General features: G+C 70.5%; 22 protein-coding genes. 14 read left to right on the forward strand and 8 right to left on the reverse strand.

What is annotated here, in order from left to right:
- Positions 1–22: 22 nt before the first annotated feature.
- On the reverse strand, positions 23–970 hold the full coding sequence (locus AC0VYP_RS05375) for a DUF368 domain-containing protein (RefSeq protein WP_475472809.1): 948 nt from the start codon (positions 968–970) through the stop codon (positions 23–25).
- 152 nt (positions 971–1,122) lie between these two features.
- Entirely contained in the window at positions 1,123–2,793 is a 1,671-nt protein-coding gene (locus AC0VYP_RS05380; RefSeq protein WP_475472810.1) for an acyl-CoA synthetase, read from the reverse strand.
- 515 nt (positions 2,794–3,308) lie between these two features.
- Between AC0VYP_RS05380 and rocD the strand changes: the two genes are divergently transcribed.
- Positions 3,309–4,586 (forward strand): ornithine--oxo-acid transaminase, encoded by a 1,278-nt coding sequence (rocD, locus tag AC0VYP_RS05385; protein ID WP_475472811.1) that lies wholly within the window; start codon positions 3,309–3,311, stop codon positions 4,584–4,586.
- 21 nt (positions 4,587–4,607) lie between these two features.
- Here the strand turns inward: rocD and AC0VYP_RS05390 are convergent, their stop codons facing one another.
- Positions 4,608–5,720 carry an SGNH/GDSL hydrolase family protein gene (locus tag AC0VYP_RS05390; protein ID WP_475472813.1) on the reverse strand — a complete coding sequence of 371 codons (1,113 nt, stop codon included), beginning with the start codon at positions 5,718–5,720 and terminating at the stop codon, positions 4,608–4,610.
- A 348-nt stretch (positions 5,721–6,068) separates the two neighbouring features.
- Here AC0VYP_RS05390 and AC0VYP_RS05395 point away from each other — a divergent pair, with 348 nt between their 5' ends.
- On the forward strand, positions 6,069–6,380 hold the full coding sequence (locus tag AC0VYP_RS05395; protein ID WP_475472814.1) for a GntR family transcriptional regulator: 312 nt from the start codon (positions 6,069–6,071) through the stop codon (positions 6,378–6,380).
- A gap of 77 nt (positions 6,381–6,457) precedes the next feature.
- Here AC0VYP_RS05395 and AC0VYP_RS05400 read toward each other — a convergent pair whose 3' ends face one another.
- From AC0VYP_RS05400 to AC0VYP_RS05410, 3 genes are all read right to left on the reverse strand, one after another.
- A complete protein-coding gene (locus AC0VYP_RS05400; RefSeq protein WP_285759075.1) occupies positions 6,458–6,715 on the reverse strand; it encodes a hypothetical protein in 258 nt (85 codons plus the stop codon).
- A 2-nt stretch (positions 6,716–6,717) separates the two neighbouring features.
- Positions 6,718–8,064: a TRAP transporter large permease subunit gene (locus AC0VYP_RS05405; RefSeq protein WP_475472815.1), complete on the reverse strand. Its 1,347-nt coding sequence runs from the start codon at positions 8,062–8,064 to the stop codon at positions 6,718–6,720.
- Between the two features lie 67 nt (positions 8,065–8,131).
- Entirely contained in the window at positions 8,132–9,481 is a 1,350-nt protein-coding gene (locus tag AC0VYP_RS05410; RefSeq protein ID WP_475472817.1) for an RraA family protein, read from the reverse strand.
- A gap of 207 nt (positions 9,482–9,688) precedes the next feature.
- Here AC0VYP_RS05410 and AC0VYP_RS05415 point away from each other — a divergent pair, with 207 nt between their 5' ends.
- The 12 genes from AC0VYP_RS05415 to AC0VYP_RS05470 all read left to right on the forward strand — a co-directional run bounded on the left by AC0VYP_RS05415 (position 9,689) and on the right by AC0VYP_RS05470 (position 22,647).
- Entirely contained in the window at positions 9,689–10,447 is a 759-nt protein-coding gene (locus AC0VYP_RS05415) for an IclR family transcriptional regulator (protein ID WP_475472819.1), read from the forward strand.
- A gap of 134 nt (positions 10,448–10,581) precedes the next feature.
- Entirely contained in the window at positions 10,582–12,543 is a 1,962-nt protein-coding gene (locus tag AC0VYP_RS05420; RefSeq protein ID WP_285759083.1) for an acetoacetate--CoA ligase, read from the forward strand.
- A gap of 63 nt (positions 12,544–12,606) precedes the next feature.
- A complete protein-coding gene (locus AC0VYP_RS05425) occupies positions 12,607–13,920 on the forward strand; it encodes a heparan-alpha-glucosaminide N-acetyltransferase domain-containing protein (RefSeq protein ID WP_475472820.1) in 1,314 nt (437 codons plus the stop codon).
- Between the two features lie 588 nt (positions 13,921–14,508).
- Entirely contained in the window at positions 14,509–14,733 is a 225-nt protein-coding gene (locus AC0VYP_RS05430; RefSeq protein ID WP_285759087.1) for a hypothetical protein, read from the forward strand.
- Positions 14,734–14,944: 211 nt separating this feature from the next.
- The gene (locus AC0VYP_RS05435) at positions 14,945–17,791 is read left to right on the forward strand and encodes a DUF4040 family protein (protein WP_475472822.1); all 2,847 of its coding nucleotides are present in this window, start codon (positions 14,945–14,947) and stop codon (positions 17,789–17,791) included.
- Positions 17,788–18,096 carry a sodium:proton antiporter gene (locus AC0VYP_RS05440; protein ID WP_285759091.1) on the forward strand — a complete coding sequence of 103 codons (309 nt, stop codon included), beginning with the start codon at positions 17,788–17,790 and terminating at the stop codon, positions 18,094–18,096. The genes AC0VYP_RS05435 and AC0VYP_RS05440 overlap by 4 nt, the downstream gene beginning before the upstream one ends.
- Entirely contained in the window at positions 18,093–19,589 is a 1,497-nt protein-coding gene (locus tag AC0VYP_RS05445; protein ID WP_475472824.1) for a monovalent cation/H+ antiporter subunit D family protein, read from the forward strand. The genes AC0VYP_RS05440 and AC0VYP_RS05445 overlap by 4 nt, the downstream gene beginning before the upstream one ends.
- Positions 19,586–19,981, forward strand: coding sequence for a Na+/H+ antiporter subunit E (locus tag AC0VYP_RS05450; protein ID WP_475472826.1), 396 nt, complete (start codon positions 19,586–19,588; stop codon positions 19,979–19,981). The genes AC0VYP_RS05445 and AC0VYP_RS05450 overlap by 4 nt, the downstream gene beginning before the upstream one ends.
- Entirely contained in the window at positions 19,978–20,235 is a 258-nt protein-coding gene (locus AC0VYP_RS05455; protein ID WP_475472828.1) for an MrpF/PhaF family protein, read from the forward strand. Before AC0VYP_RS05450 ends, AC0VYP_RS05455 begins: the two co-directional genes overlap by 4 nt.
- The gene (locus AC0VYP_RS05460) at positions 20,232–20,651 is read left to right on the forward strand and encodes a cation:proton antiporter (RefSeq protein ID WP_475472830.1); all 420 of its coding nucleotides are present in this window, start codon (positions 20,232–20,234) and stop codon (positions 20,649–20,651) included. The genes AC0VYP_RS05455 and AC0VYP_RS05460 overlap by 4 nt, the downstream gene beginning before the upstream one ends.
- Positions 20,652–20,788: 137 nt before the next feature.
- Positions 20,789–21,547 carry a GIDE domain-containing protein gene (locus tag AC0VYP_RS05465; RefSeq protein WP_475472832.1) on the forward strand — a complete coding sequence of 253 codons (759 nt, stop codon included), beginning with the start codon at positions 20,789–20,791 and terminating at the stop codon, positions 21,545–21,547.
- A gap of 236 nt (positions 21,548–21,783) precedes the next feature.
- Positions 21,784–22,647 (forward strand): DUF1206 domain-containing protein, encoded by an 864-nt coding sequence (locus AC0VYP_RS05470; RefSeq protein ID WP_285759099.1) that lies wholly within the window; start codon positions 21,784–21,786, stop codon positions 22,645–22,647.
- On the opposite strand, the gene AC0VYP_RS05475 is transcribed toward AC0VYP_RS05470, so the two are convergent.
- The gene (locus AC0VYP_RS05475) at positions 22,602–23,483 is read right to left on the reverse strand and encodes an RNase H family protein (RefSeq protein ID WP_475472833.1); all 882 of its coding nucleotides are present in this window, start codon (positions 23,481–23,483) and stop codon (positions 22,602–22,604) included. The genes AC0VYP_RS05470 and AC0VYP_RS05475 overlap by 46 nt on opposite strands.
- 115 nt (positions 23,484–23,598) lie before the next feature.
- The gene (locus AC0VYP_RS05480; protein ID WP_285759102.1) at positions 23,599–24,228 is read right to left on the reverse strand and encodes a TetR/AcrR family transcriptional regulator; all 630 of its coding nucleotides are present in this window, start codon (positions 24,226–24,228) and stop codon (positions 23,599–23,601) included.
- Between the last annotated feature and the right edge of the window lie 27 nt (positions 24,229–24,255).

Below are 24,255 nucleotides of genomic sequence, written 5' to 3' on the forward strand. Positions count from 1 at the left end.
GAGCGGCCGCGCGGGCCGGCCGTCAGGAACTGCGGTGCTGACCGGAATCGACCGGTTCGGACTCCACCGCCACCGGAGCGGGCTTCTTGACCAGGTGTTCGAGCACCATGATCCCCACCACGACCACGAATCCGACGGCCATCAGGCCGAAGGTGACCGCCGCTGCCTCGGTGGGCAGGGTCAGGCCGCGGGCATCGTCCTGCCAGGGCCACAACGCGCGCAGCGAACCGGCCATGACACCGGTCATGATGACCAGTGTCATGTGCCTGCGGTTGTCCAGCAGCCATTGCAGCAGTTTCACGAAGCAGGCCAGCCCGACGATGGCGCCCGCGGCGAAGGTGGCGATGTAGCCGAGGTCGCGCTCGTTCAGGGCGTTCATCGTCGGCCCGTACAGGCCGAAGGTCAGCAGGATGAACGACCCGGACATGCCCGGGATCACCAGGGCGCAGATCGCGACCGCCGCGGCCACCGCGACGACCAGCGGGACCGGCTCCACGTGCGCCGGCGGAACCCCGGTGAGGATGAACGCGATGACCGCGAAGAGTAGCGCGACGGCGTAGTCGTAGGAGCCCCAGCGCCGGCCGGACATGGAATAGGGCACCCAAAGCGAGGCCAGTACCAGGCCGAAGAACAGACCGTAGGACTCGATGGCGTAGGTCTCCACCAGCGGTGCGACGAATCGGGCGGCCAGGACCACCGCCACGGCCATCCCGGCGAGGACGGTGAGGATCAGCGTCCAATCGGCCTGGCCGAACTCCGCCTTGGCCCGTCCCAGCCCCTGCTTGCGGGGCAGGTCCGCGACGGCCAATCGGATTCCGCTGATCGTGTGCCCCGCGGACTTGACCAGCCCCTCGTAGACCCCGACGATCAGCGCGACGGTGCCGCCGCTGATTCCCGGGACGACCTCGGCGGTGCCGATGAGAGCGCCGCGCACGGTGTTGAACAGATGGGTGACAGGGGAGTTCGCCATAGTCTGCGTTTCGTGTGGGGGTCGTGGAGCGTCGCGGTCGCACGCGGCGGGTGAGCCGGGGCCGGGTCCGCGTGGCCCGCGCGGTCCCCAAGTCTAGGGCCGATCGTCATGGGCCCAGTGGCCGCGCGCCCGCGGCCGGTGTGCCGGGCGGGTCAGCGCTGTTCGGAGACCGGCGACGGACCGCGCGCCACGCGCGCCGCCCAGCGGTAGTCCTGCTTTCCCACGGCCGTTCGCTTGACCTCGGAGACCACGTGGATGCGGCGCGGTACCTTGAACCCCGCCAGCCGGGTGCGGCAGTAGTCGCGCAGTTGGTCGTCGGTGGGCCGCTGCTCCGATACGAGCGAGACCACGGCGGTGACCCGTTGGCCCAGTCGCTCGTCGGGGGCGGAGACCACGATGGAGTCGCTGATGTCGGGATGCGATTTCAGCACCGACTCGACTTCCTCCGGGTAGACCTTCTCGCCGCCCGTGTTGATGACCGCGGATCCGCGGCCCAGCAGCTCGATGGATCCGTCGGTGGCGATCGTGCCGAAGTCGCCCGACATCGCCCAGCGCCGACCCTGCTCGTTGACCGGGAAGGTCGCGGCCGTCTTGACGGGGTCGTTGTAGTAGCCCATCGGGATGCGTCCGGTGCGCGCGATCCGGCCGACCTGTTCGGACCCCGGAGGCAGCGGGCGCAGCCGGTCGTCCAGCACGCAGACGCTCGCTCCCATCGCGAAGCGCCGGGCCCCGCTGGTCAACCCCTTCGCCGAGCCGGCGACCGAGGCGCCGCACACCCCTGTCTCGGACCCTCCGTAGCTGTCGTTGAGGGTGATCGAGGAGCGCCAGAGCCGCCACATCTCGCGCACCGCCGGCGTCAGGGGAGTGCCGCCCGAGTTGACCGCCGAGAGCCGCGGGCAGTGCTCGGGGTCGGACAGGAGCGCGTGGGCGAGGGGGCGGGCCATGGCGTCGCCGACGCACTGCACGATCTCCACGTCCTCACGGTCCGCCAGGTCCACCACCCGGCCGGGATGGAAGGTGCGGTCGGTGTTGAGCACCACGGTGGAACCCTTGAACAACATGCTCAGCGCGTTCCACTGGCCTGCGGCGTGCATCAGCGGACCCAGGACCAGCATGCGTCGCGCAGAGCACTCCGCCGCGCGTGCCCCCACCTCGGCGCTTCCGGTGGACCGGGGCCGGTCGGGGCTTCGCCGCTCCAGCGCGACCCGGAAGATGTCCTCGTGGCGCCACATCACGCCCTTGGGGTAGCCCGTGGTGCCGCCGGTGTAGAGCATGTAAAGATCGTCGCCGCAGGTGGGGGGAAGGGCCGCGGTCGATTCGGCTGCCGCCTCCACCGCCTGCTCGTAGTCCGCGCCGGGCAGTGCGGCCGGGCCCGAGCCGTCGTCGAGCAGGAGGACGTGGCGCAGCAGGGGGAGGCGTCCGCGTACCGCGGCCACCGGTGCGGTCAGGGAGTTCTCGGCGATCAGCGCCACCACGTCGGCGTCGTCGAGCACGTAGTGCAGTTCCGCGGCCACGTAGCGGTAGTTGACGTTGACCGGGACCGCGCCCGCACGCCAGACCCCGAAGACGGCTTCCAGCCACTCGGCCCGGTTGAAGGAGAGGATCGCGACATGCTCGCCAGGGGTGATGCCCGCGTTGACCAGGTGGCGGGCCACCCGCGTGGCGCGTGCGTCGAGGGAGGCGTAGGACAGTCGGTGCTCACCGGCGACGACGGCCAACCGGTCCGGCACGGCGGCGGCCACCGAGCTGAGCAGACCGGGCAGCGAGAAGTCCGCCCCCGTGGAGTCGGTGGCGGTGCTGTCAAGACATCGCGGTTCCGTCATGAAGCGCCCCTTGATCGCGGTCTTACCCTCGCGTGGGTATGAGGACCGATCCTGCAGGTATGGGCCACGTCACTCGCAGGCGGGGGTCGGTATCGCCAAAAGCCCTTCCCGGTGAACAAAAGCCCAGCTCAGAGAGTTTTAACCTGCCGGAAACATTGGGTGGCGGTCAAGGATCGGGAGTGGTGTCGGGCCGACATGTGTCCGAGCTCACCGAAAGGGCAAGGGGACGGTTGCCCTGCCCGTCCCCTTCGTGCCTGGTGCGACCCGTGGCCGGATCGGGCGGTGCGCTCGATCACCGTGGACCGAGAGCGGTACCACCGTGCCGATCTCCCGCACATCCGACCTTTCGGCGCAAGGGCGTGAACCGCCAACCCGCCCGGCCCCACTTGGGCACCGCGCCTCCCTTGTATCCCGGTCGGCCCGTCTGTTCCACTTCTTGAGGTCACCTGCTTTGTGCGTTATCCGAGCGGGTATCCAAAGATCGAACAACGGTCAATGGCGATCGGAGCAACTGGATGAGCAATACGCGCAGTCTGGGATCCGACACGGTGCACAGCGGCGATCCCGCGAAGCCCGTCGTCTCCACCACCCGTCACATCGAACTGGCCGGAACGCATTCGGCCCACAACTACAACCCCCTGCCGGTCGTCATCGCCGAAGGGGAGGGGGCCTGGGTGACCGACGTCGAGGGCCGTCGCCTCCTGGACTGCCTGGCCGGGTACTCGGCGATGAACTTCGGCCACCACAACCCCGAACTGCTGGCCGCGGCCCACCGCCAGCTCGACCGGGTCACGCTCACCAGCCGCGCCTTCTACAACGACCAGTTCGCGCCCTTCGTCACCGCTCTGTCCGGGCTGGTCGGCAAGGAGCAGGTCCTTCCGATGAACACCGGCGCCGAAGCGGTCGAGACCGGCATCAAGGTCGCGCGGAAATGGGGCTACCAGGTCAAGGGAATCCCCGCCGATCAGGCGACCATCGTGGTCGCCGGCGGCAACTTCCACGGCCGCACCACCACGGTCATCTCCTTCTCCGACGACCCCGAGGCCTACGGCGGCTTCGGCCCCTACACCCCCGGTTTCCGGGTCGTGCCCTACGGGGACGCGGACGCCGTCGCGGCCGCGATCGACGCCACCACCGCTGCGGTACTGATCGAACCGGTCCAGGGCGAAGCCGGGGTCATCGTGCCCCCGCAGAGCTACCTGCCGCGCGTGCGCGAGATCTGCGACCGCGAGAACGTCCTCTTCATCGCCGACGAGGTGCAGTCGGGGCTGGGGCGTACCGGAACCGTCCGGGCCTGTGAGCACACCGGCGTGGTGCCCGACCTCTACCTGTTCGGCAAGGCGCTGGGCGGCGGGATCCTCCCGGTCTCGGCGGTCGTGGCCGACGCCGATGTCCTCGACGTGATCGAGCCCGGGCAGCACGGCAGCACCTTCGGAGGAAACCCGTTGGCCTGTGCCATGGGGTTGACCGTTGTGGGCATGCTGCGGGAAGGCCCCTACCTGGACAACGTCCACAGGCTCGCCCCTGTGCTCGACAGCCGGCTCAAGGAGTTCGTCGGCAAGGGGGTGGTCGCCGCGCGCAGTATCGGCCTGTGGGCGGGCATCGACGTGGACGAGTCGTTGGCCACCGGCCGGGAGCTGTGCGAGCGTCTGTTGAAGAGGGGGGTCCTGGTCAAGGACACCCACGGTTCGACCATCCGGCTCTCTCCGCCGTTGGTGATCACCGAGGACGACCTGAACTGGGCGCTCGACCAGGTCGGCGAGGTCCTCGCCGATTTGCGGGCCGGTCGCTGATCCGGTTGCCGGGGTCCGCTGTTAGCGGGCCTCGGCGGCCAGGACGTCCTGGCTGGCGTTGCGCACGGTTTCGCGGGTCGCGTAGAAGGGGCGGTCGGGCCCCTGGGCCAACTGCGCCCCCACGAGTTCACCGACCGCGCCCTGCCCCTGGGCGTTGGGGTGGAAGGTACTGCGGTCGATGGCGACGCCCCTGCTCAGGTCGCGCAGCAGGACCCCGTTCACCCACGGCTTGTCCGCGCCGATCTCGTGGCCTTCGAGAGCGTCGTAGGCGTCCACGAACTCAACACTTCCCACCTGCCCGGAGTCGGCGATCTCGGCGTCGGCCTCGGCCACCGCCTCGCGCAGCTGCTTGTTGAACCCGAGAATGGTCTTGTTCAGCCAGCGCTGATCGCTGGGGGTCAGCGTGTAGTACATCCCGGTGGGTTCCTGGGGGAAGAGCCGCGGATACCCCACGACGACGATCCGGGCGTCGGGTGCGCGGTCGCGCACCTCCTGCACGACCCCGTCGAACGTCGCCTCGAACGTGCGCATCCGTTTGGCGACGGTGTCCTCCTGGCCGATGCACGCGCCGCTCTCCAGCAGCGGGACCCGCATCATGCAGGTTTTGAGCACCGAGGTGAAGCCCAGGTCGTTGCCGCCGATGCCGACCGTGACCAACGAGGTGTGCGGGGTGACCTCGTCCAACTGGGACTCCGCCGACTCCAGGGACTCCAGCAGCTTGTTGCCGCGTTGGCCGCTGCAGGCCAGAAAGTTGAGACTGCCCGCGAAATCGTAGGACTCGGCGAGTCGTTCGGGGTAGGCGTTGGCCGAGCGCCAGCACCCGCCCTGCACCCCGGTACCGGCGAGGTAGTCCCCCGCGCCGTCGCCCGAGGAGTAGGAGTCCCCCAACGCGTAGTAGTTGCCCCAGGTCGCGGCCTCGACCGGCCCCAGGTGCAGCCGCCAGCCGCCGCCGTCGGCGCGATCCTCGGGGTTGACCGGGACGTTGGCACACCACGTCCGGGTGACATCGCACCACACCTGTTGTACGGCGATCCGACTGGTCGGTACCGCCAGTGTCGCTCCGACGGCCACCACGAGCACCGCGGCGATCGTCCCCAACAGGAGTGTCCGTCTCTTGGCGGCTGGTCTGCGCACGGCCCCGCCAACTCCCCACCACGCTTGTCAACCTGCGATTACCGGCCAAAGAGTACCCGCAGCGCCGGCTCGGGCGCTGACGGGCGGTCCTCACCGCTTCCGAGGTTATCCGCCTCCCACCGGTGGTTGCCGGTGCGGTGCGGGCCCTGGTGGCGGCCCCGGCACGATGTGCCGCGTTGCGGCCATGACCGGATCCCACAAAGATCGGGACCGCTTCTCTGGGGGATCCGGCCTGTCCGCTTCCGGGCCAGGTCGGCAGCATTGGTCCCGTGCCCCTTCGGGAACGGACCGTTGGCCGGGGCCCACGGCGGCAGGAATACCGGCCGCGATGCGAGGACGGTGGGGAAGGTGCGCGAAGAAATGGTGTCGGGTGCTCCGATAGCGGTTTCCTCACCGGGCGGGACCGATGCGTTGACCGGCCGGCTGAGGGGATGGTCGGCCGGCCCCGGAGCCCTCTACCGCAAGCTCGCCGCCGCACTCGCCCGGTTGGTGGAGGAGGGTTCCCTTGCGAAGGGGGAGCGGCTTCCGTCCGAGCGGGTGTTGGCCACGGCGCTCGGGATCAGTCGCACCACCGTCGTCGCCGCCTACAACGAACTGCGTGCCGCCGGGGTCCTGGACGGACGCAAGGGAAGCGGGGCCCGGGTTGACCGCCACCGGTGAGCACCCGCCACCCGGCGTCGGGCAACCTCTCGACAGGGTCCCGTCCCGCGCTACGGCCGGTCAGGACCCCGTCCCGGTCAGTCGGAGTCGTCGGTACCGGCCTGCGCCGGGGCGAGGTAGCCGCCGATGAACCCGAACAGGCCGAACGTGGCCGCGGCCGCGATCGTGGGAACGAAGAACAGCGCCTCGCTGCCCTCGATCCAGGCCGGCCGGGCGGCCAGCACGCCGGCCAACTGCCCCAGGACCAGGAGCGTGCCCAGGATGAAGCAGACGATGAGACTGATCTTGAACAGCAGCCTGACGCCGAGATATGCGCGGTTCGTTGTCTCGTTCATTGTCAGACTCCGAAGATCGGGAGGACGCCCCAGCCGATGAGGCAGCCGATGAGGAAGATGGGGATCATGTAGTAGCCGATGAGCGGCATGAAGGTGCTTTCGGGGCGTGCCCCCGTGAGGCCGGCGGCGACGAAGATCGACCCCGACGCCGGAGGGGAGGCGCCTTCGGTGGAGGCGAACACCAGGATCGCGATGACGGCGAGGAGCGGGTTGACCCCGACCCCGACCAGCGCGAGGAACGAGATCTGGCCGACGGCGGTCAGTGTCGCGGTGGAGGAGAGTGGGCCGGCCACCAGGGTGACCACGAGGCCCACGACCACCACCATGAGGTAGCGGTTGACCGGCAGGCTCGCCAGGACGCCGTTGACGTCGTCGGCAAGGCCCAGGTCTCCCAGGATCTCGCTGGCGGCGATGGCGAAGAACAGCAGCGCGCCGATGGTGGCGAACCTGGGCATGGCCCCGTCCAGCAGCGCCGACCAGCCCCGCAGCGATCCCGGCAGTCGGCTCCGGCCCGCGATCAGCGAGAATCCGATGATCATGATCGGGATCCAGGTCAGCAGTGAGATCGATCCGAGCGCGTCGCCGATCGGGGTGGACTCGGTCAGGAAGTCCGCCAAGGGGCCGACCGTGACGAGGATCGGGATGAGCGCGCCGAGGAAGATGCACAGCGCGCCGCCGCCCTCCCTGAGCGACTGGCGCAGGGGGACGATCTCCTCGTCGGAGGCCTTCGCGATCTTGTCCTTGCGGGTGAAGTAGGTGACCAGCAGGACGCGCAGCACGACCTGGTAGGCGCCGGCGGCCAGCAGCCCCATGTAGACCCCGCCGGTCGAGACGAGACCCCCGGCGAAACCGATCATGATGACCATGGAGGCGCTCGGCGGCAGGGCCGCTCCCATCCCGCCGTTGCCGGCGAGGACGGTCGCCGCCCGGGTCGGGGTCCACCCGGTGCGCACCATCCACGGACCGGTGAAGGAGCCGCTCGACGCGGTGTTGGCGGAGTTGGACCCGGACAGGGAGCCGAAGACGGCCGATCCAGCGGTGTCGATGTAGGCGGGGCCGCCCCGGATACGCCCGAACATCGAGTTCAGGATCGCCAGGATCTTCTGGATCAGACCCGTGACGTCGATCAGGTAGGCCATGAAGACGAAGGCCAGGGCGGCGTAGAGGACGTCGTGGGTGAGGGCGTCGGTGAGTCCCCGGAGCAGGTACTGCGGTGCCTGGGCGCCGGCGAACAGGGAGGTGACGATCAGGCCGAGGAGCATCGCCTCGCCCATGTTGCGTTTGATCACCACGTTCCACACGATGATCACGGTGATGAACGCGAGTAGGGCTATCAGTCCGGTGGGCATTGGTCGGCCTTCACGTCAGGGGTCTCGATAATCGGGGAACGGGCCGTGGAAACGGTTCCGGAGCAGGTCATCGGCGTTCTGCCAGGATCGCGGTCTTGCGCTGCCGCTCGTCGGCAACGACCGCGCGGGCCGCCCCCAGGGTCTGCTCGGCCTGGAGGAGCGGGACGATGATGACGCCGTCGCCGTCGGCGACGACGATGTCCCCGGTGGCGCAGACGGTGTTGCCCACCGCGATGGGTGCGCCGATGCGGCCGGGGCCGGTCTTGTACGGGCCGGCGGGCGAGACGCCGGCGGCCCATACCGGGAAGCCGGCCGCGCGCAGCTCCTCCGCGTCGCGCACCGCGCCGTCGATCACCATCGCCGCGATGCCCTTGTTGATGGCGCGCTCGGCGATCAACTCGCCGATGAGGGCGCGTGAGGTGTCGCCGCCGCCGTTGACGACGATGACGTCGCCCTTGCCCGCGACCTTCAGCGCGTCGTGGATCGCCAGGTTGTCACCGGGACGGGTCAGGACGGTCAGGGCCCGCCCGGAGACGTGCGGCCCCGGCCACACGCTGCGCACCCGGCTGTTGACGAACCCCAGCCGATCGAGGCCGTCGCCGATGGCGGCGGTCGGGACGTCGGCGAACGCCTCGGCCAGGGACGCCCCGTCGCCCGCGGCCTTGCGGGCCAGCGCGAGGTGGCGTTCGGCGGCGGCGCTGCTGACCGGTGTCTCCACGCCGAGGCCGGTGAGGAGGTCGATGCTGGCCCGGAGTTCGTGCGCCCGGCGCAACGCGTGCAGGCGGGTCCCGTTGTCCAGCCGGTCCAGGGCGGCTTCGCCGTCGGTGATCGCCTCCGCGATCTGGGCGCGCATCCACTCCGTCTCGCCCGCCGCGGCGCCCGCGTCCATGCCCTCGGTGATCAGTGCGCCGAGGCCCTTCATGAAGACGCTGCGCAGTAGTTTGCGCCTGGAGGCGTCCCCGACCGCGCCGCCGATGGCCGTCGCGTCCGAGCCGACCGGGGCGAGGAGCGCGGCGGCCCGTTCGGAGCCCGGCCCCGACAGCAGCACGGTGACCGCCGCCCCGTACTTGACCACCGAGCCGATGATCGCGCCGTCCACGGTCTGGCCGGTGCCGCCCAGCTCCGCGGCGACCAGGGCCTTCAGTTCCGGGGAGCCGGCGTTGAGGTCGATGTAGACCGCTTCGGCGCTCAGGGCGGGGGCGGCGTCCCGGGCGGCGGACACGGCGTGGGCGGCCGTGGTCAGTGCGAGGACCAGGTCGGCCCCGTCAACGGCGTCCGCCGTCGAGGTGGTGCGCTCCACTCCTTCGGGGGTCGGTGCGCCCCCCGGGTCGAAGCCGGCGACCGTGCACCCGGCGCGGGCGAACGCCGCCGCGTAGGTGGCGCCGGCCTCGCCGAGTCCCAGTACCGCAACCTTCATCGCACATCCTCGCTATCATTGAGTGATAGTTAATCTTGCCAGTTGATAGCGAGTGTGACCTGCGTCGCTTGGGCTGTCAACCGGCCTTCAACGCCTTCGATACGTTGTTGACGTACTGGTGATGGCGGGAAGCCCACCGCGGCAGGCCCAGCCGACGCGGACGGCCTCCGCGCGGCGCCGAAAAAAACAGACGGGAGCGGGTTCTACGTGAGTACAGCGACCGGTGGGTCGAACCAGGGCCGCACGATCGAGCGCGCACTGGACGTCCTGGAGTCCCTGGAACGCGCCCGCGGCCCGCTCCGGCTCAGCGAGATCGCCAGGAGCGTCAACCTGCATCTGGCCACCACCCAGCGGACGGTCAACCTGCTGGTGCGCCGCGGATACATCCAGCAGGACCGCCACGGCTACTCCCTGGGACCGGTCGCCCTCTCCCTCGCCCACGCGTTCGTCCTCAACGACAGGCTGAGCACCGTCGCCACCCCCATCCTCGGCGAACTGTCGGCCACGACCGGACTCACCTCCTCGATCTTCGTCCGCTCCGGCGACGAGCGGATCCTCGTCGCCCGCGTCAACGGCGCCAACCCCCTGCGCTACCAGTTCCCCATCGGGCGCCGCGTCCCGCTGAACCTCGGCGGGGGCAAGGTCCTGCTCGCCGACCTCGACGCCGCCGACCTGGACGCCTTCAACGAACGCGTCGGTCCCGCACGACTGGCCTCCGGTGCGCTCCAGGACTCCGCCGACCTCGCGGCCCAACTCGCGACGGTGCGCCGCAACGGCTTCCACCTCGCCCAGTCCGAGCGCGAACTCGGCGCCCTGAGCCTCACCCGGGCCATCCACACCGAGAGCCGCGAGGCGATCGGCGCCGTCAACCTGGTCACCACCACCGAGCACACCACCCCCGACGCCCTCGTCGCGCTCCTGCCCGAACTCGCCCGCGCCTGCGCGGCCATCGCCGAACGCGTCTGAGGAGGGCCGCACCGCCCCGACCCGGCGCCCCGGTGCATGTCGCCCTTGCTGTTAGATGGCAGCATCCGTAGCCGGGGGCGCGCCGACCTCAGGTCGGCCCGGTAGCGCCCCGACACGACGTGGAAGGCGCGAGAATGTCCCAACGCCCGCAGCCCCCCGTGCTCTGGGAGCCCGACGCCGCCCAGATCGAGCGCGCCAACATCACCGCGTTCGCCCGTTGGGCCGCTCGCAACCGGGGGGTGGAGGCAGCCGACTACGACGCCCTGTGGCGCTGGTCGGTCACCGACCTGGACGGTTTCTGGTCGGGGATCTGGGACTACTTCGGTGTCCGCGGCGCCACCCCCTACGAACAGGTCCTGGCGGCCGAGACGATGCCGGGGGCGGTGTGGTTCCCCGGCGCCACCCTCAACTTCGCCCAGCACGTCTTCCGCGACCGCGACCCCGCGACCGTGGCCATCCGCCACTCCTCGGAACTGCGGGTCCTGGGGGAGTGGACCTGGGGCGAACTGCGACGGCGCACCGCCGCGATCGCCGCCGGCCTGCGCCGGCTCGGGGTGGGGCCCGGCGACCGCGTCGTCGCCTACCTGCCCAACATCGCCGAGGCGGTCGCGGCCTTCTACGCCTGCGCCGCGATCGGCGCCGTGTGGTCCTCCTGCTCCCCGGACTTCGGCGTGCGCAGCGTCACCGACCGCTTCGCCCAGATCGAACCCAAAGTGCTCCTCGCGGTGGACGGCTACCGCTACGGCGGCAAGGACTTCGACCGCAGGGACGTGCTGTCGGCGCTGCGCACCGGGCTGCCCACCCTGGAACACACCATCGTGCTGTCCTACCTCGACGACGACCCGGTCGAGGGCGCGCTGGACTGGGCGGAGTTCGAGGCCGCCGGGGAGGGCGCCGAACTGACCTTCGAGCAGCTGCCCTTCGACCACCCGCTCTGGGTGCTCTACTCCTCGGGCACCACCGGCCTGCCCAAGGCCATCGTGCACGGGCACGGCGGCACCCTGCTGGAGCAGCTCAAGAACCTCAACCTCCACCTGGACGCCCACGCCGACGACCGCGTCTTCTGGTTCACCACAACCGGCTGGATGATGTGGAACTTCCTGGTCAGCGTGCTGCTGACCGACGCCTCCATCGTCCTTTTCGACGGCAGCCCCGGCCACCCCGACCTGGGGGCACTGTGGGACCTCGCGGAGCGCACGGGGACCACCGTCTTCGGAACCAGCGCCGGCTACCTGGCCACCTGCATGAAGGAGGACGTCCACCCCGCCCGGGGACGCGACCTCTCCGCCCTGCGCGCCATCGGCTCGACCGGCTCCCCGCTGTCACCGGAGGGCTTCGCCTGGTGCTACCGCGAGTTCGGCGCCGGGCTGTGGCTGTTCTCCACCAGCGGTGGAACCGACGTGTGCAGCTGCCTGGTCGGCGGGGTGCCCACCCTGCCCGTCTTCGAGGGGGAGATCCAGGCCCGCTCCCTGGGGATGGCCGTGGCCGCGTGGGACCCCGACGGCAACGAGGTGCGCGGTGAAGTGGGGGAGCTCGTCGTCACCCGGCCGGCCCCCTCCATGCCGATCTACTTCTGGGGCGACCCCGACGGCGAGCGCCTGCGCGACAGCTACTTCTCGACCTACCCCGGTGTCTGGCGCCACGGCGACTGGATCGAGATCACCGAGCGCGGCACCGCCGTCATCTACGGGCGCTCCGACTCCACCATCAACCGCGGCGGCGTGCGCATGGGGACCAGCGAGATCTATCGCACGGTCCTGGCCATCGAGGAGATCACCGACGCCCTCGTCGTGGACGTGCCCCAGCACGACGGCGGGTCGCGCATCGAACTGTTCGTGGTGCTGCGCGCAGCCGCCTCCCTCGACGACGAACTGGTCAAACGGATCGCGCGCGGCATCCGCGCCGACTGCTCCCCGCGCCACGTCCCCGACGCCGTGCGGGTCATCGACGCGGTGCCGCGCACCCTCTCGGGCAAGGTCCTGGAGGTCCCGGTCAAGCGGATCCTCATGGGCGAGGCGCCCGAACGGGTCGCCAGCAGGGACTCCCTGGCCAACCCCGAGGCGCTGGACTACTTCGCCGGCCTCGCGAAGGACTAGCGGGCCCGCCCCGATCCGGGGGTTTTAGGGCGTACCGACACAACACGCCTTAACCTGGACGGCGTGTCGTACGCAACGCCCGGGACGGGCTTCCCACAGGCGGCCCCGCCGAGGGCCGATCGGATCACCGGGGTCAACCTGGCCAGGGCCCTGGCGGTGTTCGGCATGTTCACCGTGCACCTGGGGGTCGGGGCGATCGGCCTGCTCGGCGGCGAGGCCGCCGAGACCTTCCACGCCCTGACCCGGGGGCGCTCCTCGGCGCTGTTCGCGCTCCTGGCGGGGGTGTCGCTGGCGCTGCTGTCGGGCAGGACCGTCCCCCTGCCGACGCCTGAGCGCCGCCGCGCCGGCACCAAGATCCTGGTGCGGGTGGTCGCGCTGGCGCTGATCGGCGCGATCGTGGACCTGCTGGGCGCGCCGATCGCGATCATCCTGGTCTACTACGCCGGGTTCTTCCTGCTGGCGCTGCCGCTGCTGCGCCTGCGCGCGCCCGCGCTCGGGGTGATCGCGGCGGCCGTCGCGGTGCTCGGGCCCCTGCTGTCCTTCGTGCTGCGGACCCTGCTGGGCGACCCGGGGACCCCCACGGGCTCCATCGACGGATTCACCGCCTTCTTCCTGTCCGGGTACTACCCCGCGTTCAGCTTCATGGCCTTCGTCGTGGCCGGGATGGCGGTGGGCCGCCTCGACCTGCGCTCCGGCGCGGTGCGGGCCGGGCTCGCCGGGGGCGGCGCCTTCCTGGCGCTGCTGGGGTACGGGGGGTCGTGGCTGTTGTTGAACCCGCTGGGCGGGATCGACCGCATCACCGAGGCGACCGCCGCGCAGGTCTACGGCACTCCCGCCCAGGGCACCCTCGACGCCGAGACCCTTTCCCTGCTGCGCGACTACACCGTCTCCCAGATCGACTCGTTGCACGGAAACGTGCCCACCGACACCCCCTACTGGCTGCTGGTGGCCTCCCCGCACAGCGGCACCGGGTTCGAGATCGCGGGCGCGGTGGGCACGGGGCTGATGGTGCTCGCGCTGTGCCTGGTGCTGGGGGACCTGCTGGGCCGGGCCCTCTTCCCGCTGGCGGCGGCGGGCTCGATGGCGCTGACCGTCTACGTGGGCCACATCGTGGTGATCGCCGGGCTCGGCGGTTCCGCGCAGGACCTCGCCCCCTTCCGCCTGGAGTCGTTCGTCCTCGGGGCCCTGCTGTTCGCGACGCTGTGGCGTCTGCTGCTGGGCCGGGGGCCGTTGGAACGCCTCCTGGGCTGGACGGCCGACGCCGTGGTCGCGCGCGCCCTTCCCCCGCAGCCCGTTCCCTCCCCGCCGCGCGTCGCCCCCTGCCCCGACCCCGCCCCCGAACAGGTCTGCACCCCAAGGGAGGGCCCGCCCGCCTGACGGGCCGGGCCGGAGCGCGGCGAAGAGACGAGGAGCGCACCCTGTCCGGTTTGCCGGTTTCTCGGGAAGTGAATGAAAAGGCGGTTACCCGCTGGTAGAGTCCCAGGTCAGTAAGTGTGCTCCCCGCGTACGCGGGGATGGTCCCCGCCTCACCCGCTTCTCCGGGCACGCTCAACTGTGCTCCCCGCGTACGCGGGGATGGTCCCGATCATTGGGTTCTCCTTCTTCTCCGGGGGTCGTGCTCCCCGCGCACGCGGGGATGGGCCGGCGTTATCGGTGAGCCAGGGGCCTTCCCCGGTCGTGAGCCCCACGCGCGGGGTTGACCGAGGGTGAGGCCGACGCCATCGCGGTGATGCGGGTGAGCCCCTCGCGGAGGGCAAAGCCTCCGTCGCTCCTGGATTGACAGGAGTCGGAGTGGCGGGGATCACACGAATAGTTCTTGCGGTGGCGGGTGGTTTGCGGCCTAACCTTGGTTTTCTCGGGACAACCGCAGGTTTTCCCGCTTTCGATTCGAGGCTGAGTCCACTCGCCCCGAACTGCTCGGGTCCGGATGTCGTCGGTGCGCAGGATAGGGGGCTTCGCGAAACCGTGAGTGCCTTCGCCCCCGCCAATAAGGCGATCCCCGCGCCGATCGGCCCGGCCCGCCCCGCTGCACGCGATGCGGTTGCCGCCGCCCACCGGCGCGCCTGGTTCACCGAACGGCACAAGCTGCCCGTCGGCAACCCCCGCCCGCACGGCACCAACGGCTACACCACCTCGTGGGGCACCAACGCCCACGGTGAGTTGAGCGCGTGCCCGCCGGGACCCGCCTGACCTCTCCACGCGTTTTCAGCTGACCGCGGTCTCCGCGCCGCCTTGATACGTCCTGCCCTCCGGCCGGTCGTGGTCGAGGCGTGCCGGTGGCGCCGCGTCGCTTCTTCCTGACCTCTTGCCGCCTCACGCCCGTGCCCTTCGAGCGCGGGTGGTCGAGGTGCTGCGCCGTGCGCCCCTGAGGCCACGGCCCATGTCGTGAAAGGACAGTGGCATGGTGCTGCCGCTGGTCATTGCCGTGCTCGCCGTGGCGGCGTCGAGCACGCCTTTGCTGGACCGGGTTCTCGGACGCGCTGCGGGATGGCCCCTGGCCGCGGTGTTCGCGGTCCTGTTCGGAGTGGTCGCCGCCCAGGCACCGCTCGTCCTGGCGGGTGGGACGGTCGAGTTCTCCCGGCCCTGGATGCCTGCGATCGGCGTCGGCTTCCACCTGGTCCTGGACGCCACCGCCTGGCTGTTCTGCATGCTGGTGCTGGGGGTCGGCGCGCTGGTCATGGCTTACTCGGCCCGCTACTTCCCGTCCGGGAGCCGCACCGGTTTCTACCTGCTGATGACGGCGTTCGCCGCGGCGATGCTGGGGCTGGTGCTGGCCGACGACGTGGTGCTGCTCTTCGTGTTCTGGGAGCTGACCACCATCTGCTCCTTCTACCTGATCGGTCTCTCCGGGCCGGCCGCGCACCGGCCGGCCGTGCGCACGTTCCTGCTCACCGCCTTTGGCGGCCTGGCGCTGCTGACGGCTGCGGTCCTGCTGATGGTGCGCACCGGCACCAGCCGCGTGAGCACGATCCTCACCGACACCACCTGGACGACCGATCCCGTGTTCACCTCGGTGGTGGCGCTCCTGCTGGTCGTGGCGGTGTTCACCAAGTCGGCGCAGTTCCCCTTCCACTACTGGCTCCCCGACGCGATGGCCGCCAGCACCCCCGTCAGCGCCTACCTGCACGCCGCGGCCATGGTCAAGGCCGGGATCTACGTGCTGATGCGCTTCTCCCCGGCGTTCGGCTCCGTTCCGGTGTGGAACGCCATGCTCATCGGTTTCGGTCTCCTGACGGCGGTGATCGGGGCACTGTTCGCGTTGAGGCGCCACGACCTCAAGGAACTGCTGGCCTACTCCACCGTCAGCCAACTGGGATTCCTCGTCGCGGTCATCGGCGTGGGAACCCCGGCCGCGCTGGCCGCAGCCGCGGTGCACACCCTGGCCCACGCGCTGTTCAAGGCGGCGCTGTTCATGCTCGTGGGCGTCATCGACACCCACAACGGCACCCGTGACATCCGTGAACTGCGCGGTCTGCGCGGCCGTATGCCGGTCACCGCCGCCCTGACGGTCCTGGCCGCGGCGTCGATGGCGGGCATCCCGCCGCTCCTCGGGTTCGTCAGCAAGGAGAGCGTCTTCGCGGCCCTGTTGGATGCACCGGGCGCAGCCTGGACGGGTGTCGCGGCCGCGGCGGTCGCCGTCGCGGCGGCCGGACTCACCGTCGCCTACGCCGTTCGCATCGTGCTCGGCGCGTTCGGCGGCCCCACGGGGCAGGGGCCGCGCGAGGAGCCGTCGGCGGCGTTCTTGTCCGCCCCCGCTCTCGCGGCCCTGGGCGGTCTCGGGTTGGGGGTGGCGGCGCCGTTGCTCAGCCCTGTCGTTGACCGTGTCGCGGAGGACTCCACGCACCGGCGGGTCGCGAGCGACCTCGCGTTGTGGCACGGGTTCACCCCCGAACTGCTCATGTCCGCACTCGCCGTCTCCATCGGCGCGTTCCTCGCCTGGCGCGGCGCCCACGTGCACCGCCTCCTCTCCCGTCGTCCGCTTCCAGTCGCAGGCATCACCGTCTTCGAGGCGCTGCACCGGGGAGTCATCGCGTCCGGGGTGCGGGTGGGGGCGATCACCCGCACCGATTCCCCGGGGGCCCACCTCGCGGTCCCGCTGGTGGTGGTCGGCGTGCTCGCCGCAGCCGTGCTCTCCTCGGCGCCGGTGCTCCCGCCGCTGCCCTCGGCGGCCACCCGCCCCCTGGACTGGCTGCTGGTCGCCCTCACGGTGGTCTCCGTCGCCGGGGCCGTGACCAGAGCCTCACGGCTGGCCGCGCTGGTACTGGTCGGGGCGGCCGGCTTCACCGTCGCCCTGTGGTTCTTCTTCCTCGGGGCCTTCGACGTCGCGCTGACCCAACTGCTCGTGGAAGTCCTCACGGTGGTCGTGGCCGTTCTCGTCCTGCGGCGCCTGCCCCGCCGCTTCCACCCGGTGAGCCGCGGCCGCAAGGGCATCGCCGCGCTGATCGCGCTGGTCGCGGGTGTCAGTGCCGCACTGGCCGCCTACGCCCTCACCGGGCGCCGCGACATCTCCACCGCGGCCCAGTACTTCCTGGACGAGGCCGAGAACGAGACCGGCGGCACCAACGTCGTCAACACGATCCTGGTTGACTTTCGAGCGCTGGACACACTCGGGGAGCTCACCGTCCTGGGGGTGGCCGGGCTCGTGGTCATCTCTGTTCTGAACTCCAGCGGTCTCACCCCCGGACGCCTGCCGTCCACGGTCCGCTCCTTCACCGGTACCGCGGTCCACCCCGCCGGGGACAACTCGCTGCTCGTGCGCACCGTGGGCCGCCTGCTCATCCCGCTTCTCGTGATCTGGTCGGTCTACCTGCTGCTTCGGGGACACAACGAACCGGGCGGCGGGTTCATCTCCGCGCTGGTGGGCGGTTCCGGGTTCGCGCTGGCCTACCTGATGGCTCCCGACGCGGCGCGCGCCCCCGTCAGATGGCCCTATCCGCTGCTCATCGCTGTCGGAATCCTCATCGCCGTTGCCACCGGCCTCGCCGGCTACGCCGACGGATCGTTCCTGCGTCCCCTGCACGCCGACATCTGGCTGCCCGGCGGCGGCTTCCACTTCACCACCGCCCTGGTCTTCGACGTCGGCGTCTACCTCGCCGTGGTCGGTGTGCTGCTCACCGCGCTCAACCGCCTGGGGACCGAGGACGACATCGTTCCCGGTCCGCAAGCCGACCTCCTGCCGTCAGCCCCGTCTCAAGCCGCGTCCGAAACCGCGGCCCCCACCGACCCGGTAACCGGAGGAACCCGATGACACTCGCCATCTGCATTGGCGTACTCGTGGCCGGCGGCGTCTACCTCATGCTGCAACGCGGCATGGTGCGCATCGTCCTGGGCTTCGTGCTCCTCGGGCACGCCGTGAACCTGCTGCTGATGGCGGCCGGCGGCACGGCCCGCCGCGACCAGCCCCTCATGGACCTGGTCAGCCCCCGGACCGCCGCCGATCCACTGCCCCAGGCGTTCGTGCTCACCGCGATCGTCATCGCCTTCGCCATCACCGTCTACATGCTCACCCTCGCCGCCACCGGTGGCGGCGACGACACCGAGGACGCGTCATGACCGCCGCGCTACTGCCCCTGATCGCGGCCGGGCCCCTGCTGGTGGCCGCACTCCTGGTCCTGGTGCGCCCACCGATCGTGCGCCGTGTCCTGCTGTTGGCCACCAGCGCCGCCGCCCTCACCGCAGGAATCCTGCTCATCCGGACCACCCGGGACGGCTCGATCCTGTCCCACAACGTGGGGGCGTGGCCCAACGGCATCGCCATCCCTTTCGTGGCGGACACCCTCAGCGCGCTGATGATCACCACCACGGCGCTGTTGACCCTGGTGTGCTCGGCCTACGCAGCGGCGACGGCCGAGGACGAGGCACGCTACTTCGCTCCGCTGGTCCTCGTGCTCTCCGCGGGTGTCTACGGCGCGCTGCTCACCGGAGACCTGTTCAACCTGTTCGTGTTCATCGAGGTCATGCTTCTGCCCTCCTACGGACTGCTGGCCATGGCCGGAGCCCTCACCCGTCTGCGCGCCGGCCGCCTCTACGTCACCGTCAACCTCCTCACCTCGACGATCTTCCTGGCCGGCGTCGCGTTGGTCTACGGAGTCACGGGCACGGTCAACCTCGGGGAACTCGCCGGCGCGGCCAAGGACTCCCCGCTGGTCGCCGCGGCGGTCGGCACGGTCCTGGTCGCACTGTCGGTCAAAGCCGCTGTGGTCCCGGTGCACGGGTGGCTGACCCGCACCTATCCCTCTGCCTCCCCGGCGGTGACCGCGCTGTTCTCCGGTCTGCACACCAAGGTCGCCATCTACGCGATCTACCGCCTCTACGCCCTGCTCTTCGACGGCGACGCCACCTACCTGTGGATCGGTGTGGCCGTGGTCTCGGCCACCATGCTCATCGGCGTGCTCGGAGCGGTGGGGGAGGACACCACGCGCTCGATCCTGGTCTTCCACATGATCAGCCAGATCGGCTACATCCTGCTCGGCGCGGCCCTGTTCACCACGCTCGGCCTCACCGCCGGCATCTTCTACCTGATCCACCACATGATCGTCAAAGCATCGCTGTTCCTGTCCACCGGCGCCATCGAACACACCTACGGCTCCAACCGCCTCGACCGCCTCGGAGACATCGCCCGTCGAGAACCCCTGCTGGCACTGGTGTTCATGGGAGCGGCCCTGTCCCTGGCCGGCCTTCCCCCGTTCTCCGGGTTCGTCGCCAAACTCACCCTGGTCACCGCCGCCGTCGACGACGGCCAGTGGATCGCCGTCGCCGTTGCCGTGGCCGTCAGCCTCATCACCCTGATGTCGATGCTCAAGATCTGGGGCGGCGCGTTCTGGGGACCACCGCCCGAAGAACCTCCCGAGAAACATGGCGATTCGCCGGTGACCACCGCCACCGGTGTCCGCGTGCGTCCGGTGGTGCTGGCGCCCGCCCTGGTGCTGACCGCAACCACTCTGGGGCTGGGCCTGGGGGCCCAGGTCCTCCTGGAGCTCAGCGCTCAGGCAGCCGCCGGACTCCTCGACACCACCGGCTACGTCCAGGCGGTGATCGGCCGATGACCCCCCACCTGCGCTGGGCGGCACGCCTGCTGTTCTTCCCCTGCTACTACGCCCTCGAAGTACTCAAGTCCAGTGCCACGGTCGCCTTCGACATCCTCACCCCCGGCAGCCGGATGGCCGCCGGATTCGTCGAACTGCCGCTGCGCTGCACCACCGACCTGGAGATCACCCTGATCGCCAACCTCATCTCCCTGACCCCCGGGACCGTCACCGTGGCCGTGCGCGCCGAACCCGCCACCCTGTGGGTGCACGGCATGTACGCCCCCGACCCCGACACCTTGCGCGCCGAACTGCGAGCGATGGAGACCCGACTGCTCAGCGCCATGCGGCCCAGCGGCGAAGCGGGCCCCGTCCCGGCGGACGGCCACGGCGAAAGCGGGGCCCGGCCATGATCCTCATCAACATCGCCCTGGCCGCGGTGGTCCTGGCGATGGTCGCCGCCCTCTACCGCATCGCCAAGGGCCCCTCCGATGCCGACCGCGGAGCAGGCGCGGACCTGGTGTTCTTCGGGTTCGTGGCCGTGGTGGCCCTGATCGGCGTGCGCCTGGACACCGACCTCGTCATCGACATCGCACTCGCCTGCGCCCTGATCGGGTTCCTCGCCGCGTTGTCCACCGCCCGCCTGATCACCGGAGGCAAACGATGACCGCGCTCTTCGCCCACCTGGGGACCGGACTCATCACGATCGGCGCCGCCGCGTTCGTCATCGGCGGTCTGGGATTGTTGCGACTTCCCGACTTCTACGCGCGCCTGAGTGCGGTGACCATCGCCGGGGGGACCGGCACCTGCCTGGTACTCGTCGGCCTCCTGCTGCACTACCCGGGCCCCGCCAACGCGCTGAAGATCACCCTGGCGGTCCTCATCCAGCTCGCCACCGCGGCTGTCGGCGGAAACGCGATGGCCAGAGCCGGATACCTCACCAGGACACCGCAGAGCACCGCCACCAAATTCGACGAATTGGCCGCCGGTACGACACGACAGACCCCGCCCCGCCACGATCCCGCCTGCGAGCCGCGCGACCCACTGCCCCCCGCGGCCGACCCCCGCAGCACTCCCGGCTGACACTTCCCCGAAAAACCGGACCTCCCCCGTCATGGAGAACCGCTTCGCGCCCGAACAGCCGCCGATTTCTATCCGCGGTCTTTTCCGCCCGACCGCACCCCCGCTGTTCCCACATCCCAGAAGCCAAGGAGAGGGCGATGGACGACCTCTTGGTGCCAGCACAGGTCCTCACACTGCTCGCCGCGGTGCTGAGCCTGTTTCCCCTGAACCGGGCCATCAAGGCCAGGCGGTTGAGGACCGACCTGCTCCAGACCCCCCACCTGCCCATCGGGTCGCTCGCGACAGCCTGTTCGCGAGAAGGAACGATTCCGGTGGTGGTTGACGGAAACGCCGAACCGGGGCCCCAAGGCATCCTCCACGCACCCCAAAGCGGTCGGGCCTGTGTGTGGTACCGGGTGGAAGTCTGGTCCCACCGGCCCAAAAACGGCCACCCGGGCAATCGCATACACGTCACCCGGACCACCGTCCGCCAGAGCAGCCGCTCCTTCGCCCTTCGCGACCGCACCGGCGAGGTCGCCTGTAGACCAGGTAGAGCGGAGCCTAGACTGACCGGCTCCATCCACCAGGAATTCGTTCCCGACCCCGGCCGTGTCCCCGACGCCCCCCGCCACCTCGGCCCACGCGACCCCGAAAGAACGGAAACGTCCCTCGAACCGGGGAACTCCTACCGGGAACGGGCCGTCAGCCCTGGTGCGCGCCTGCTCGTCAGAGGCCATGCCCGCATCGACGGTGAAACCGTCGTCCTGGAGGGCACCGACGAAGAACCGCTGTTCTTCTCCACCCTCAGCGAGCCCCATCTGCTGGAGGCGAACCAGCGCCGCGAAATAGTGGGCTTCACCCTGTTGCCCGCCACCCTGGTGGTCCTCGCTGCCCTTGCCGTTGGCGGGCAGGAGTGACCTCCTCCGCAAACACGGCACCGGGCCTTTGCTCCGGAAGGGTGGGACGCGGGCCGGTCCCGGTCCAGGGGGCCGCCCGCACCGCTTCCGCGCGAGAACATCGGGGCACGGCGGTCCTGTCATCGGTGGAACCTGCCTGCGGTGCGGCACGGTGACCGCGCAGGTCCGGCCGCTTGACGAACCCCTTGGTGTTTTTTGATGGTTTGCAGGGTTTCGCGAGGGGCAGCGAACAGCACATGAGTGCTGCGAGCGGTGCCAGAGAAGCGGGTGACAAGGCGCAGAAAGCCGGGCGCCAGGCGGGGCGGGCCGGACGTCAGGCCGCCAACAACAAATGGCTGTTACGCCTGGCCAGACTCGGTCTGGCGGCAAAGGGCCTGCTTTACCTGATCATCGGCTACCTGGCGGTGCAGATCGCCTTCGGCAGCTCCGACGAGCAGGCCGACAACTCCGGCGCGCTCCAGATGATCGCCGACAACACCGGCGGCCAGATCGTGCTGTGGGCGGCGGCGCTGGGCATGTTCGGGCTGGCGCTGTGGCAGTTCACCGTGGCGGCCTTCGGCAGCCGGCTCGGCCTGGACAAGGCGAGCAAGCGCGCCCTCGCGGCCGGGCGGGCCCTCACCTACGGCTCGCTGTGCGCCACCATCGTCACCTTCCTCCTCGGCTACAGCCAGCCCAGCTCGCAGGACAGCCAGTCCAAGGAGATGACCGCGACGCTGATGGAGCTGCCCGCCGGGCAGTTCGTGGTCGGCGCCGTCGGCCTCGGTTTCATCGTCGCCGGTGTGGTGATCGCCTGGGGCGGCGCGACCCGAAAGTTCGAGAAGGACCTCGCCGTCGGCGCCATCCCGGCCACCGCGCGCAAGGCCGTCATCGGCCTGGGCGTGGCGGGAACCGTCACCAAGGGCATCATCATCAGCGCGGCCGGCGTCCTCATCGGCTGGGCCGCGGTGACCTTCGACCCCGACAAGGCGCAGGGCCTCGACGGTACGCTGCGCGCGTTGGCCGACACCCCCGCCGGACCGTGGCTGCTGGCCCTTGTCGCCTTCGGTGTCCTGCTCTACGCCCTCTTCTGCTTCTGCCAGTCGCGCTGGGCCCGCGTCTGAGCGTCCGGGCCGGTGCGGGCGCCGCTGTGCCACTGACCGAGGAAGGACGCCACGAAGCCGTCGGCGTGCTCGATCAACTCGCTCGTGGACCGGGCGCCCGGATCGGCCAGTCGGCGCCGCGCCATTCCGGCCAGTGAATCGGCCGTCTCGTTGAGCAGGTGACCGGAGTGGCCTTTCACGGCCGTCACCTGGATTCCGGGGCGTTCGGCCATCGCCTGGCCGAGGCGCACCAGGCTGGGGAGCCTGCCCGCGCGGCGCGGCGCGGCGTCGTAGCCGGCGGGCAGCTCCGGGGTCCCGCCCGACTGCCACAGCCGCAGGTAGCGTCGCGCCACCGCCGAGTCCACCAGGAGGACCGCGGGCGTATCGGCCACCAGGACCTGAAGGAGCAGCGCGACGGCGCGCAACTCCTGGACCAGTACCCGTGAGGGGCCGCTCGGGTCATGGGCGCTCGAACCCCAGGAGCGCATCCCCCATCTCCCATCGGAGGTCACGTACCCCATGCCGGCATGGCGTCCCTTGACGCTGGCGTCGGTGGCGGCGACCAACGGTGTCGTCCCGCTCCACCGCTGCACCCTGCCGTGGTGTCCGCTGAGTGTCCGGGCGGCGCGGCGCGCGCTGATCTCGGCGTCCAGGGCCTCGGCCCGGGCCAGCATCGACTCCGCCGCCGCGAGGTCGCCCACGTGTGCGGCGTCGAAGGCCAGTGCCATCGCCTCGGACACGCTCCTGCGACGCGGTCCGGCGGGGGAGTAGACGACGTGGCCGCGCAGTGCGCGGGCCCGTCCGGCCAGTCGCGGGGGGAGCCGCCCGGCGCACGCGTCGAACTCGTCCGGAGCCACGCCCGCACCACCGTCCCCTCCGCGCCCGGAGAAGAGTCCTTGTCCCTGACTAGGATTTATATGGCCGCACCCCGCGTAGCGCAAGACCTGCGCGCCGTGCATGCGACCAACGGTCCTACCAGTTCGTGGTGATCGCTTCCCCTACCTGGTCGAGATGGTCCAGCATGGTCGCGACCAGTTCCTTGAGATCGGTGCGCCCGGAGCGGCACCAGGCGGTGTGGCCGTTCTGGACGGTGGCGAAGAAGACCGCGGCCACGAGCCCCGGGCGGGGGTCGGTCGCCGGGTCCACCCCGGCGCGCTCGGCGAGCAGGGCCGCCAACTGCTCCTGCCGTTCGTGGCAGTAGCGCAGCTGGGCCGCGAGGAGGTCGGTGTTGGTGTCGATCAGCCGCAGCGCCTCGCCCTGGGCGTGCATCACCGCGGTGTCGGATAGCTCCCATTGGTCGCGCAGCGCGTTGCGCGCGGCGGTGAGCGCGCACTCCTGGAGGGGGCGCGCGCGTACCGCTTGGTAGAGGAGTTCGTCCATGCCCTCCTGGGCGGCCAGGACGAGCTCCTCCTTGGAGCCGAAGTAGCGGAAGAAGGTGCGCTGGGAGACGTCGGCGGACGCGGCGATCTCCTCGGTGGTCGTGGCCTGGTAGCCGCGTTCCCCGAAGAGCCGCATCCCGGCTTCGACCAGGGCTTCCCTGGTGCGGGCCTTCTTGCGTTCGCGCAGCCCCGTGGGCCGGTGTTCGGCGATTGCGGTACCCATGCCGGCCTCCCGGGTGTCACGTGCTTT

The sequence above is a fragment of the Nocardiopsis sp. iso_186 genome (genome assembly GCF_056173365.1).

Coding starts and splice junctions, on each gene's coding strand:
- AC0VYP_RS05420 (WP_285759083.1), top strand. CDS start 10,582: ATGTCCCAACGCCCGCAGCCCCCCGTGCTCTGGGAGCCCGACGCCGCC.
- AC0VYP_RS05435 (WP_475472822.1), top strand. CDS start 14,945: ATGGTGCTGCCGCTGGTCATTGCCGTGCTCGCCGTGGCGGCGTCGAGC.
- AC0VYP_RS05470 (WP_285759099.1), top strand. CDS start 21,784: ATGAGTGCTGCGAGCGGTGCCAGAGAAGCGGGTGACAAGGCGCAGAAA.
- AC0VYP_RS05440 (WP_285759091.1), top strand. CDS start 17,788: ATGACACTCGCCATCTGCATTGGCGTACTCGTGGCCGGCGGCGTCTAC.
- AC0VYP_RS05455 (WP_475472828.1), top strand. CDS start 19,978: ATGATCCTCATCAACATCGCCCTGGCCGCGGTGGTCCTGGCGATGGTC.
- AC0VYP_RS05400 (WP_285759075.1), bottom strand. CDS start 6,715: ATGAACGAGACAACGAACCGCGCATATCTCGGCGTCAGGCTGCTGTTC.
- AC0VYP_RS05460 (WP_475472830.1), top strand. CDS start 20,232: ATGACCGCGCTCTTCGCCCACCTGGGGACCGGACTCATCACGATCGGC.
- AC0VYP_RS05380 (WP_475472810.1), bottom strand. CDS start 2,793: ATGACGGAACCGCGATGTCTTGACAGCACCGCCACCGACTCCACGGGG.
- AC0VYP_RS05480 (WP_285759102.1), bottom strand. CDS start 24,228: ATGGGTACCGCAATCGCCGAACACCGGCCCACGGGGCTGCGCGAACGC.
- AC0VYP_RS05450 (WP_475472826.1), top strand. CDS start 19,586: ATGACCCCCCACCTGCGCTGGGCGGCACGCCTGCTGTTCTTCCCCTGC.
- AC0VYP_RS05405 (WP_475472815.1), bottom strand. CDS start 8,064: ATGCCCACCGGACTGATAGCCCTACTCGCGTTCATCACCGTGATCATC.
- rocD (WP_475472811.1), top strand. CDS start 3,309: ATGAGCAATACGCGCAGTCTGGGATCCGACACGGTGCACAGCGGCGAT.
- AC0VYP_RS05375 (WP_475472809.1), bottom strand. CDS start 970: ATGGCGAACTCCCCTGTCACCCATCTGTTCAACACCGTGCGCGGCGCT.
- AC0VYP_RS05445 (WP_475472824.1), top strand. CDS start 18,093: ATGACCGCCGCGCTACTGCCCCTGATCGCGGCCGGGCCCCTGCTGGTG.
- AC0VYP_RS05465 (WP_475472832.1), top strand. CDS start 20,789: ATGGACGACCTCTTGGTGCCAGCACAGGTCCTCACACTGCTCGCCGCG.
- AC0VYP_RS05410 (WP_475472817.1), bottom strand. CDS start 9,481: ATGAAGGTTGCGGTACTGGGACTCGGCGAGGCCGGCGCCACCTACGCG.